Origin of the sequence: Rhodococcoides trifolii, assembly GCF_014635345.1 — a bacterium.
Lineage (GTDB): Bacteria > Actinomycetota > Actinomycetes > Mycobacteriales > Mycobacteriaceae > Rhodococcoides > Rhodococcoides trifolii.
The window spans coordinates 125748-136720 of sequence record NZ_BMCU01000002.1 but is presented as its reverse complement, the minus strand read 5'-3'; the positions used below and the strand labels follow the sequence as shown (position 1 = coordinate 136720).

12 protein-coding genes are annotated in these 10973 nt (G+C 63.8%); 5 read left to right on the top strand and 7 right to left on the bottom strand.

Annotated elements, in window-relative coordinates; genetic code table 11:
* On the bottom strand, positions 1-1263 hold the full coding sequence (locus IEW02_RS07685; RefSeq protein ID WP_188544241.1) for a lipase family protein: 1263 nt from the start codon (positions 1261-1263) through the stop codon (positions 1-3).
* A 226-nt stretch (positions 1264-1489) separates the two neighbouring features.
* Here IEW02_RS07685 and IEW02_RS07680 point away from each other — a divergent pair, with 226 nt between their 5' ends.
* Together IEW02_RS07680 and IEW02_RS07675 are read left to right on the top strand one after the other, a co-directional pair.
* The gene (locus tag IEW02_RS07680) at positions 1490-1702 is read left to right on the top strand and encodes a helix-turn-helix transcriptional regulator (RefSeq protein WP_188544240.1); all 213 of its coding nucleotides are present in this window, start codon (positions 1490-1492) and stop codon (positions 1700-1702) included.
* 6 nt (positions 1703-1708) lie between these two features.
* A complete protein-coding gene (locus tag IEW02_RS07675) occupies positions 1709-2209 on the top strand; it encodes a DUF2029 domain-containing protein (protein WP_188544239.1) in 501 nt (166 codons plus the stop codon).
* Between the two features lie 4 nt (positions 2210-2213).
* Here the strand turns inward: IEW02_RS07675 and IEW02_RS07670 are convergent, their stop codons facing one another.
* Genes IEW02_RS07670 through IEW02_RS07660 form a run of 3 tightly spaced genes read right to left on the bottom strand, consistent with a single transcriptional unit; the run spans position 2214 to position 5264 of the window.
* Positions 2214-2498, bottom strand: a complete 285-nt coding sequence (locus tag IEW02_RS07670) for an Rdx family protein (RefSeq protein ID WP_188544238.1) — start codon at positions 2496-2498, stop codon at positions 2214-2216.
* 10 nt (positions 2499-2508) lie between these two features.
* Positions 2509-4389, bottom strand: a complete 1881-nt coding sequence (locus tag IEW02_RS07665; protein ID WP_188544237.1) for a sugar phosphate isomerase/epimerase and 4-hydroxyphenylpyruvate domain-containing protein — start codon at positions 4387-4389, stop codon at positions 2509-2511.
* On the bottom strand, positions 4386-5264 hold the full coding sequence (locus IEW02_RS07660; protein WP_188544236.1) for a shikimate dehydrogenase: 879 nt from the start codon (positions 5262-5264) through the stop codon (positions 4386-4388). The genes IEW02_RS07665 and IEW02_RS07660 overlap by 4 nt, the downstream gene beginning before the upstream one ends.
* A gap of 80 nt (positions 5265-5344) precedes the next feature.
* On the opposite strand from IEW02_RS07660, the gene IEW02_RS07655 reads away from it, so the two are divergent.
* The 3 genes from IEW02_RS07655 to IEW02_RS07645 all read left to right on the top strand — a co-directional run bounded on the left by IEW02_RS07655 (position 5345) and on the right by IEW02_RS07645 (position 7995).
* Entirely contained in the window at positions 5345-6019 is a 675-nt protein-coding gene (locus tag IEW02_RS07655; RefSeq protein WP_442978693.1) for a TetR/AcrR family transcriptional regulator, read from the top strand.
* A gap of 123 nt (positions 6020-6142) precedes the next feature.
* Positions 6143-7477 carry an MFS transporter gene (locus tag IEW02_RS07650; protein WP_188544234.1) on the top strand — a complete coding sequence of 445 codons (1335 nt, stop codon included), beginning with the start codon at positions 6143-6145 and terminating at the stop codon, positions 7475-7477.
* Between the two features lie 206 nt (positions 7478-7683).
* The gene (locus tag IEW02_RS07645; protein ID WP_188544233.1) at positions 7684-7995 is read left to right on the top strand and encodes a hypothetical protein; all 312 of its coding nucleotides are present in this window, start codon (positions 7684-7686) and stop codon (positions 7993-7995) included.
* Between the two features lie 139 nt (positions 7996-8134).
* On the opposite strand, the gene clpX is transcribed toward IEW02_RS07645, so the two are convergent.
* From clpX to IEW02_RS07630, 3 genes are all read right to left on the bottom strand, one after another.
* A complete protein-coding gene (clpX, locus tag IEW02_RS07640) occupies positions 8135-9415 on the bottom strand; it encodes an ATP-dependent Clp protease ATP-binding subunit ClpX (RefSeq protein ID WP_188544232.1) in 1281 nt (426 codons plus the stop codon).
* 223 nt (positions 9416-9638) lie between these two features.
* Positions 9639-10280: an ATP-dependent Clp protease proteolytic subunit gene (locus IEW02_RS07635; RefSeq protein WP_188544231.1), complete on the bottom strand. Its 642-nt coding sequence runs from the start codon at positions 10278-10280 to the stop codon at positions 9639-9641.
* A 53-nt stretch (positions 10281-10333) separates the two neighbouring features.
* Positions 10334-10930 carry an ATP-dependent Clp protease proteolytic subunit gene (locus tag IEW02_RS07630; RefSeq protein WP_188545216.1) on the bottom strand — a complete coding sequence of 199 codons (597 nt, stop codon included), beginning with the start codon at positions 10928-10930 and terminating at the stop codon, positions 10334-10336.
* Positions 10931-10973 lie beyond the last annotated feature (43 nt).

The following is a 10973-nucleotide window of genomic DNA, read 5'->3' as shown; positions in this document are numbered from 1 at the left end:
TCAGCGCCCGACGCTCGAACAACCCGGTGCAGCAGGCACACCGGCTATTCGCTGATCCAACCAGGACAGCGCGACGGGAAGTCCGGTGATCGCGACGATCAGATGCTCACCGAACGATTCCTCCAGGCGCACTGTCGCCCCGCGCGCGCACCACTTGTCGTACACGGCCTCGGCCCCCTCCTTGGGCACCCACTTCTCCTGCTGGCCGTGGTAGATGAAGACCGGCGCAGTCGGAGTCCCGGCGTCACCCATGCGGTTCTCCTGTGCCACCGACCGGGCAATGTCGGATTCGAGTGCGCCGGGATAGGCCTCGAGCGTTTCGAGGCGTATCGGCGCGATCGCTCCCAAGAACGAGACATCGTCGATGCATGAATTTCGGGCTGCAGCAGCAAGACGGAACCAGTCGTCGTTGTACAGCGACAACAACTCTGGGTACTCGCGGGCCACTCCCATACCGGCCAGCAGAAAGACCGCTACGGCCTCGTTACCGGTCATGGATTGTCGCAGCAGGGCAGGGTCGGCCGGGGTTCCGCCGAATGCTGCCCCCACGATGTCGAGCTCGGGCGCATATTCGGGCGCGAGCTGTACCGCCCAGCCGCTGGCGATCGCACCGCCGGAGTAGCCGGTCATACCGAGGGGAGAGGTCGCGTCGAGACCGATCCCCGGCGCGCGTGTGGCTCCTCGCAAGCCGTCCAGCACGGCGTATCCGGCCATTCGTCCGGCCGCGTAGGCATTGCGCGGACCCTCGTGATCGGTGACTACCGCCGCGTATCCACGGCTGAGAATCTGTTCGATCTGAGGAAGGTCGGAGCTGGTTCCGCGCGGAAGGGTCCACGACGGCTGGCACTGCGCTCCGAGCGAGTTGATCGGAATGTTCCACGCCACCGCCGGTCGCGAGCCGGCGCCTGTCCACGGGGCGTTCGGGACGATGACGGTGGTGACGATCGCCACCGGGCGCTCCTTGGCGTCGGTGGAACGAACCAGCAGTTGGGTGGCGGTACTGGGGGTGAGGGGCGGTGTGACCGTCGCGCTGCGTCGACGCAACACAGTGCCCGGTGGGGTCGTCTCGAAACCGCGATCGGGTGACACCCATGGGTCGGGCGACGGATCGGCTGCAAGTGCCTCGGCTGTGCGCGGCGGGAGCGGTAAGAAGTCGAACGGACCCGCGGCGGCGGTAGGCGCGTCGATCGTCCCGATCGCAGTGGCGATCAGCAGCGCCCCGAGCAGACCACCGAGCCTTCGTCTACCAGTGCTGTGTCGCATGACGTCCGTTCGGTGTCGGTGCATCTGCCCGTACCGACAGCCGCGTGGCTCACAGGTTAGGGACATGACCAGCGACAATTCACGAATTGCGGTGAGTCGTCGACAAGCCACTATCGAGCGCGCCGAATTCCAGGAATTTCCCAGTTCGTAGGACCCATCCCGCCAGCTCCGGCCTGGAAAGACAACCCTGCTTGACATCTAATGACAAGTAGGGTTGTCTTTTGTCATGGCCGAAGCACCTCAGTTCAACAGAGTGCGGGAATATCGGAAGCCGACGAAGTTGACTCAGGCAGAGCTGAGTCAGGCCGTGGGCGTCAGCAGACAGAGCATCGTCTCCGTCGAGCGGGGCGATTACGCGCCCAGCGTCTACCTGGCACTTCGTCTCGCACATGCGTTGGACACCACGGTCGAAACCCTGTTTCCACTGAACGAGGAGTGAAAGATCATGAGTGCGTTCGTATCTGCAATGCGATTCGTCGGGGATCTCGACAACGAGTTCTACCACGACGAACATCAGCGTGACGTGTGGAACGAGGCGTCGGCCATCGGTTTTCAGCTGTGCTTGTGGGCTGCGAGCATCGCCATGGCGGTTCTGCCGTGGTTCGCAGGTACGACAGGATCCTGGATCGCCGTAGGCCTGTTCGTGGCGGTCTCCATCATCTCCCTTGCCACACTTGCGTACTCGAAATCTCGCAGGGTCGACGTTCAAGCGCTGAGCAAACCGCGACAACCGCGAGCCCTCATCAACGCTGCTCTCATCGCCATCGCAGGCATCGGCGTTCTGGTCAAGCTGACGCTTCCCAACGATGGACGCATCGATCTCGACCCATCGACCATCTCTGGCTTAGTGGTTGGGGCCGTCGCGGGAGGCGGAGCAGCACTGTTCTTGGGGTGGCGTTCGCGCAAGAAGCAGCGCGCCCTCGACACCATCGACGAGGACCTCTGATCGATCAGCTCGGCCGAACCCGATCCACGTGCCCCAGATCGCGATCCGGTGACACCCGATCCCGAACCAGCTGCTTCAACACCGTGATCTCCGGAAAACCGCTGCGCTCCTTGCGGTCCCACACGAGCTCGTCGTCGACCAGTACCCGGAAGATGCCACCGGTCCCCGGAATCAACGCGACCTCACCCAGCTCCTGACCGAACGTGGACAGCAGCTCCTGCGCCATCCACCCCGCACGCAGAAGCCAATTGCACTGGGTGCAGTACTCGATCGAGACGCGGCCGGTCATGTGCACGACGCTAGCGCAGTTGGGCGGCCAGGCGCACGGCCGAGTTGGTCTCGCCGTATCCGGCGTAATCGCCGACCCGCTGGACCACCTCGAAGAACAGGTCGTCACCGACCGTGGGGGTGAAGAAGTGGAAGAACTCCCCACCCGATCCGTTTGCGTCGTACAGGATTCCGAGCCGCTGCAACGTCGCGAGAACGTCACCGGGCACGTCGAACCGAGCTGCGAGGTCGTCGTAGTAGTTGGGCGAAATCTGCAACGGAAGGAAACCGCGCGCCACCATCGACTCGGCTGCGGCAATCGCGTCATGAGTTCCGAACGCGACGTGACTGACACCGCCGCGCCGCGCAGCAGGCAGCGGATCGGTATCGGACACCCGGCCCGGAACCATGTTCAGCGACAGACGGATCACCCCCGTTGCGGTCGTGAGAGTCAGCGCCTGACTACGTACGAGACCGACGGCGTCGACGACGTCCTGGCCTTCGTGCGGTGTCATACCGAGCACGGATCGCAGCAGCAGCATGATGCCGTCCCAGCTGTCCGCGGGGACCGCAAGGGCAATGTGATCGACGTCGGTGAGGAAAGGCGACGACGGAGGCGCCGAGGCGCGCGGCACCAGATCGAAGGCTTCGAGCCACGATTGGACACTGCTCCGGCTCCGCAGGTCCAGGGACGTCGCGTCCGTGACCGACATCCGCACCACCTCGGCGAGATCGGTGTCGGTACCGGGCATGCCGACCGCCTGGGCGGGCACACCGAGCGCGTGTGCGCGGGTGAGCCACTCCCCCGGATCGCCGGACCGCACACCGATCTGAGCGACGGCGGGAAGGTGGGCCGGGACGCCCGGCGCTGTCCACAGTGTGTCGACGGTGGTGTCGACGGCCACCGCGAGCGGTCCGTGCGAGAACAGTTGCAGCCCGTGCGTGCTGTGCGCCGCGGTCATCTCGAACCCGAGATGTCCGAGGGTCCAGGCAACTTCGGGTGCACGCACCGGTCCGGATGCCAGGCGTACCGAGACGATGTTCTCGATCGGGCCGGGAGGCGGTGGGTCGAAGAGTTGGTCGGTGGCGTGTGGATAGCGACCCACCTGCTCCTGCAGATAGAGCAGCGAGCGGTGCGCATCGGCCGCGGTCCTACCGGTCGCGGAGTGGCGGAACACGTCGTTGAAGATCTCGAGCGACCACGGTCCGTCGTATCCGGATGCGACCACGTGTGCACCGAACGCCCCGAGATCGAAGTTGCCCTGGCCGGGGAAGCATCGGTGGTGGCGGCTCCACTGCAATACGTCCATCACGAGGTGCGGTGCATCGGCCAGCTGCAGGAAGAAGATCTTGTCCCCGTCGATGTCACGGATGCCCGACGGATCGTCACCGCGCGAGAGGATGTGAAAACTGTCGAGACACGTCCCGAGTGCGGGATGGTCGACGTCGGCCACGATCTGCCAGGCATGACGATAGGTGTTGATGTGAGCTCCCCACGCCAACGCCTCGTAGGCCAGCCGGATGCCGCGTTCCTGAGCACGCTCGGCCACGGTGTGCAGTTGCTCGGCTAGCTGTCCGTCGTCTCGGACTGCAGTGGGCAGCGGCGAAGAACAGACCAGAAGGAGGTCGCACCCGAGCTCCTCCATGACGTCGAACTTGCGGTCCGCTCGAATCAGGTTGCGCGCAAACGTGTCCGGGTTGGTGGAATCGACGTCGCGAAAAGGTTGATAGAGATCGATCGTCAGGCCGAGATCTGCTGCGCGGGCAGCAATCTCCTTCGGCCGCTGCGGTGAACTGACCAGATCGGGCTCGAAGACCTCGAACCCGTCGAAACCGGCCTCGGCGATGGCCGTCATCTTGGTCTCGAGCGAGCCGCTCAGCGAGACCGTCGCGATCGAGGTCCGGATGCTCATGCGGTCAGCACCGCTTCTTCGCGGCCGAGCAGCTCGCGCATGTGATCGGTCATTCGATCGGCGTCGGCCGAGAGTCCTGTGAAGATCTCGAACGCTGCGACGGCCTGAAAGACTGTCATTCCTGTCCCGCTCAATACCGGCGCGCCCAAAGACCGCGCTGCACTGAGCAGTTCGGTCTCCGCCGGCCGATAGACGACGTCGGCAACCCACAGGTCCGGGCGGAGAACGTCTGCCGCAACAGCCATTCCGGGATGCGCGGCCATCCCCATCGGTGTGGCATTGATCAAACCGTCTGCACCCCCGATCACCGAGGCGGCATCGGCCGACGCAGCAGCGTCCACGGTCTGGGAGGGAAACAGTCGAGACATGCTCTCGCTCAACGCAGTTGCTCGTGCGAGGTCGGAGTCGACCACCGTGTAGTGGCGCGCACCGCGGCTGAGAACGGCGTAGGCAACGGCTGCGCCCGCACCACCGGCACCGAGCTGCACGACGTGATCGAGACCGACCGCAGGCAGCCCGCGGTCGAGGTTGCGTCCGAAACCGGTCCAGTCGGTGTTGTGCCCGATGGCACGACCGTCGTCGAACAGCACGGTGTTGACGGCGCCAAGGCGTGCTGCGTCCGACGACAGGTCGTCGAGCAGCTCGATGACGCGCTGCTTGCACGGGTGTGTGATGTTCAGACCACGGAACCCGAGATCGCGGGCAGTGGCGACCAGGCGCGGGAGATCGTCGACCGACAGTTCGAGAACGTCGAGATCGATGATCTTGTAGGCGTAGGCCAATCCGTGGTGCTGCGCCTCGCGCTCGTGCATCGGCGGGGTGAGCGAGAAGCTGATGCCGGTTCCGATCAATCCGCACACGATCGATTCCGTCACGGCGTCCTCCTGTGATTTCTTATGTACCAACTGGTGAGTTAGGACACGACAGTACGCCCTCTGTGCCGACTTGCACAGACATGGCCCGATTAGAGTTGGCTCCCATGACGTCCGACGCCGCCCCCGCCCCACCGAAACGGCGGCGCAACAGCGACCTGACGAAGCACGACATCCTCGAAGTCGCGACGTCGGAATTCGCGGACAAAGGCTATGCGGGCGCGCGCGTCGACGAGATCGCGCGGCAGACGCACACCACGAAACGAATGATCTACTACTACTTCGCCGACAAGGAAGGCCTGTACAAGGCCGTCCTCGAGCGTTCTTACCTGACCATTCGCGCACTCGAGGGCGATGTCGACATCGAGGGGCTGTCCCCGATCGACGCGATCCGCGAGATCGCCGGCGTCACGTTCGACCACCACGAGCAGCATCCGGACTTCATCAGGCTCGTCGCGACCGAGAACATGCTGCGCGGCGAACACATCAAGACGTCCGACGTCCTGGGTCGACTCGGCAATCCGGCAGCCGAGCTACTCGGCATCATTCTCGCGCGGGGTCAGGGCGAGGGCGTCTTCCGCACCGACGTCGACGCCCTCGACGTGCACATGGTGATCAGCAGCTACTGCTTCTTCCGGCTCTCCAACCGGTACACCTTCGACGCGCTGTTCGGTCGCGACTTGACCGACCCGTCCGCTCGCGACCACATGCGACGCATGCTCGGCGACCTCGTGATCGCGTTTCTCACCGATCTCTAGGTTTTATGAACTATTTGGTTAATACTGTTGATCGTGCACGTGAGCTGAGTTACATTTGGCTCATCCGGAGAGCGAACTCACGTTCGCTATACGAACACCACGAACTCAGCCAGGAGAAACCACATGACACGCAGCACCGTCGACACGGGAGCGGATACCTCGCCGCCCGCTGACACCAGCAAGGTCAAGCGCGCGGCCGTAGCGAGCTTCCTCGGCAGCATGCTCGAGTACTACGACTTCTACATCTATGCGTCCGCCGCGGCACTGGTGTTCGGAAAGGTCTTCTTCCCCTCCACCAACGCCGCCGCCGGCACGCTCCTGTCCCTGGCCACGTTCGGCGTCGCCTACGTCGCCCGCCCGTTCGGCGCCGTCATCCTCGGCCACTTCGGTGACCGTGTCGGTCGCAAGAAGGTCATGCTGGTCACCCTCGTCATGATGGGCACCTCGACCTTCCTCATCGGCTGCCTTCCCTCGCACGCTGCCATCGGCGTCGGCGCGCCCATCCTTCTCGTACTTCTCCGTGTGCTGCAGGGCATCTCGGCGGCCGGTGAGCAGAGCGGCGCGAACTCCCTCACGCTCGAACACGCACCCGAGGGTCGCCGCGCGTTCTTCACCAGCTGGACCCTGACCGGTACTCAGGCCGGCTTCATCCTCGCCACACTGGTGTTCCTCACCGTCGCCAACCTGCCCGAGGATCAGCTGCTCAGCTGGGGCTGGCGTGTGCCGTTCTGGTTCAGCTTCGTCGTCGTCGTTCTGGCCTACGTGATCCGTCGCAAGCTCGACGAGCCGGAGGTGTTCCAGGAGGAGCAGGACGCCGACAACACCGCCAAATTCCCTGTCGTGGAACTGTTCCGCTCGCACACCCAGGACGTGTTCCGCGTCATCGCCTGCGCCCTCATTGCCGTGTGCGGCACCGTGTTCTCGGTCTTCGGCCTGGCGTTCGCCACCAGCTCCGAGGTAGGCGTGTCGCGCACGACGATGCTTCTCGTCGCCGTCACCGCGAACGTCGTCGCACTCGTCATGCAGCCCACCCTGGCGATCGTGGCAGACCGCGTCGGCCGCAAGCCCGTCTTCATCACCGGTGTACTCGGTTGTGCCGTCATGATTTTCGTGTACTTCAACGCCATCATGACCGGCAACATCCCGCTCATCTTCGTCGGCGCCGTCGTCCTCACGGGCATCTGCTACAGCGCACCGAACGCCATCTGGCCCTCGTTCTACGCCGAGATGTTCAACACGAAGGTCCGCTTCTCCGGCATCGCCATCGGCACGCAGCTCGGCTTCGCTCTCGCCGGCTTCGCCCCGACCATCGCCTGGACCCTCATCGGCGACAGCCGCACCAACTGGTTGCCGGTTGCCATCCTGGTGGCTGCCTGCTGCGTCATCTCCGCCATCTCCGCGTTCACGGCACGCGAGACGTACCGGGTTCCGTTGAAGCAGTTGGGTCGCCCGGTCTAGTCGGTCGCCCCTGTTCCGACTCAGGGGCACCCTCACACCGATAGATCGACTCAGGGTGCCCCTGACTCCGGAACGGTCCGCCGCGACCACCCGAGTCAGGGGCACCTTCGGTCGATCTGACTGTGTCGGGGTGCCCCTCAGTCGCACAACGGGCGCACGACCACCGCCACGTTGCGTCGACCACCTCATCCGGGTAAGCCGGAGTGATGGATCGGGACGAGTTACGCGCGCGCTATCGCCACCTGGTCAAGACCGAGCTGCCCTCGCTTGGTGTGGCGGGCCGATGGGTCGTCGTGAAGGATCATTGCTTCGGGCGAATTCTGCTCGATCATGCAGTCGGGGCGTGTTGGTACGACGTCCTCGACCGGCGTCGGTCTCCGGCATTCGACCAGCTCGACGACGAGCAGCTGACGTCCGCCGTCGAAATGGCCGATCAGATTGTGCGCGAAGGGGATCCGCTTTTGCGCCGCCTGAATACTCAGAGTCTGGTGTGGCGCGGCAAGGTTCGGCAACCGTAGGGTCGGCACTAGCTTCAACCCTCCTGACTCAGGGGCACATTCAGTCGGTCTGACGGTGTCAGGGTGCCCTTCAGTCGCAACAGATGGGCCCACGAAAAAGCTCCGCTCACACCGTGAGCGGGGCTTTTCTCGCTGAAAGTTATGCCGACTTGTCGCGGCGCTCCGGACGCTCCGGCTTGCGGGGAACGATGGTGGGGAGCACGTTGTCGATGACTGTCTCCTTGGTGACGACCACCTTGGCCACGTCGTCGCGGCTGGGGATGTCGTACATTACCGGGAGCAGCACTTCTTCCATGATCGCGCGCAGTCCACGAGCACCGGTTCCGCGGTGGATGGCCTGGTCGGCAATCGCATCGAGGGCCTCCGGGGTGAACTCGAGTTCCACGCCGTCCATGTCGAAGAGGCGCGTGTATTGCTTGACCAACGCGTTCTTCGGCTGCGACAGGATGGTGACGAGCGATTCCTTGTCCAGGTTGGTCACCGACGCGACGACCGGGAGGCGGCCGATGAATTCCGGGATCAAACCGAACTTGATGAGGTCCTCGGGCATGACCTCGGCGAAGTGGTCCTGAGTGTCGATCTCGGCCTTGGTACGAACTTCCGCGCCGAAACCCAAGCCGCGCTTGCCGATTCGGTCGGACACGATGCGCTCGAGTCCGGCGAAAGCGCCTGCGACGATGAACAGGACGTTGGTGGTGTCGATCTGGATGAATTCCTGGTGCGGGTGCTTACGGCCGCCCTGCGGGGGCACGCTGGCTTGCGTACCTTCCAGGATCTTCAGCAGTGCCTGCTGCACACCTTCGCCGGACACGTCGCGCGTGATCGACGGGTTCTCGCTCTTACGGGCGATCTTGTCGACCTCGTCGATGTAGATGATGCCGGTCTCGGCTCGCTTGACGTCGTAGTCGGCTGCCTGAATCAGCTTCAGGAGAATGTTCTCGACATCCTCGCCGACGTAACCGGCCTCGGTAAGGGCCGTCGCGTCCGCAATGGCGAACGGGACGTTCAGCATCTTCGCGAGGGTCTGAGCCAAGTAAGTCTTGCCGCACCCGGTGGGGCCGAGCATCAAGATGTTCGACTTCGCCAGTTCGACGGTCTCGCCCCGCGAGTCACGTGCCTTGTCGCCGGCCTGGATGCGCTTGTAGTGGTTGTAGACCGCCACCGCGAGCGTGCGCTTAGCAGTGTCCTGACCGATGACGTAATTCTCGAGGAAGTCGCGGATCTCGGACGGCTTGGGCAGCTCGTCGAGCTTGACCTCGCTGGACTCGGCCAGCTCCTCTTCGATGATCTCGTTGCAGAGATCGATGCACTCGTCGCAGATGTACACACCTGGCCCAGCAATGAGCTTCTTGACCTGCTTCTGGCTCTTTCCGCAGAAAGAGCACTTCAGCAGATCGCCACCGTCGCCGATGCGTGCCATGTGTCGGCTCCTACTTCCTCGTCAGGGCTGGACCTGCACCGCGTGCATCGCAGCCGCTCGCCGTGCCTGTTCCATCCTGTGACCGTACCCGCACTGAGCGAACATGGTCGACTTCTTACCGCCGATTCATCACCGGAATCGGCAGCGATTGTGTGCGCCCCACAGCATGGCTGCCGGTCGCCGTCGACACGCGGAGGTAGGTCTCCTCCGCGTGTCGCGGTCATTACTTCTGCGCCGAGAGCTTCCGGTACTCGAACACGGTGTCGATGATTCCGTAGTCCTTGGCTTCCGCGGCCGTGAGGATCTTGTCGCGGTCGGTGTCCTTGCGGATGACCTCGGGATCCTTGTTGGTGTGGCGACCGAGGGTGGTCTCCATCAAGCGGCGCATGCGCTCGATCTCAGCGGCCTGAATTTCGAGGTCGGAGACCTGACCCTGCACTCCACCGGTGGACGGCTGGTGAATGAGCACTCGGGCGTTCGGGAGTGCTGCGCGCTTGCCGGGGGTACCGGCAGCCAACAGCACAGCGGCCGCGGACGCGGCCTGACCGAGACAAACGGTGGCGACGTCGGCACGCACGTACTGCATGGTGTCGTAGATCGCCATCAGCGAGGTGAACGATCCACCGGGCGAGTTGATGTACATCGTGATGTCGCGGTCGGGATCGAGACCCTCGAGTACGAGCAGCTGCGCCATGACGTCGTTCGCCGAGGCGTCGTCGACCTGCACGCCGAGGAAGATGATGCGCTCCTCGAACAGCTTGTTGTACGGGTTCGATTCCTTGACGCCGTAGCTCGAATGCTCGACGAAGGACGGCAGAATGTACCGCGACGACGGCATCTGGCTGGGATCGAAGAGATTGGTCATCTGTTCTCCAAAAGTGTTCGGGGCAGGATCGACGGTGGCGTGAGCCGCATCGATCAGTTGCCGGATTCGCCGATGCCGCCGGCCTGCGTTGCGCGGGCGACCACGTGATCGACCATTCCGTATTCGAGTGCCTGCTGAGCCGTGAACCAACGGTCACGGTCGGAGTCCTCGGTGACCTGCTGGAAGGTCTGACCCGTGTGCTGTGCGATCAGCTCGGCCATTTCCTTCTTGGTCAGTGCGAACTGCTCGGCCATGATCGCGATGTCGGCAGCGCTACCACCGATACCGGCGGACGGCTGGTGCATCATGATGCGCGCGTGCGGCAGCGCGTACCGCTTGCCTTTGGTGCCGGCCGTGAGCAGGAACTGCCCCATCGACGCGGCGAGGCCCATGGCGTATGTCGCGACGTCGCACTCCGCGAAGGTCATCGTGTCGTAGATGGCCATTCCGGCCGACACCGAACCTCCGGGAGAGTTGATGTACAGCTCGATGTCGCGGGTGGGGTCCTCGGCCGAAAGCAACAGAATCTGCGCACACAACTTGTTCGCGATGTCGTCGTCGACCTGAGTGCCGAGGAAGATGATGCGTTCGCGCAGAAGGCGTTCGTAGACGGAGTCACTGAGGTTGAGACCCGCGGTGGCCGACGTCATCACGGGGCTTGCTGCCGGGTTCGGGTTGGTCACGGTACCTGCC

Coding starts and splice junctions, on each gene's coding strand:
- IEW02_RS07630 (WP_188545216.1), bottom strand. CDS start 10,930: ATGACGTCGGCCACCGCGGGTCTCAACCTCAGTGACTCCGTCTACGAA.
- IEW02_RS07680 (WP_188544240.1), top strand. CDS start 1,490: ATGGCCGAAGCACCTCAGTTCAACAGAGTGCGGGAATATCGGAAGCCG.
- IEW02_RS07670 (WP_188544238.1), bottom strand. CDS start 2,498: ATGACCGGCCGCGTCTCGATCGAGTACTGCACCCAGTGCAATTGGCTT.
- IEW02_RS07675 (WP_188544239.1), top strand. CDS start 1,709: ATGAGTGCGTTCGTATCTGCAATGCGATTCGTCGGGGATCTCGACAAC.
- IEW02_RS07635 (WP_188544231.1), bottom strand. CDS start 10,280: ATGACCAATCTCTTCGATCCCAGCCAGATGCCGTCGTCGCGGTACATT.
- IEW02_RS07650 (WP_188544234.1), top strand. CDS start 6,143: ATGACACGCAGCACCGTCGACACGGGAGCGGATACCTCGCCGCCCGCT.
- IEW02_RS07645 (WP_188544233.1), top strand. CDS start 7,684: ATGGATCGGGACGAGTTACGCGCGCGCTATCGCCACCTGGTCAAGACC.
- IEW02_RS07655 (WP_442978693.1), top strand. CDS start 5,345: ATGGCCCGATTAGAGTTGGCTCCCATGACGTCCGACGCCGCCCCCGCC.
- IEW02_RS07665 (WP_188544237.1), bottom strand. CDS start 4,389: ATGAGCATCCGGACCTCGATCGCGACGGTCTCGCTGAGCGGCTCGCTC.
- clpX (WP_188544232.1), bottom strand. CDS start 9,415: ATGGCACGCATCGGCGACGGTGGCGATCTGCTGAAGTGCTCTTTCTGC.
- IEW02_RS07685 (WP_188544241.1), bottom strand. CDS start 1,263: ATGCGACACAGCACTGGTAGACGAAGGCTCGGTGGTCTGCTCGGGGCG.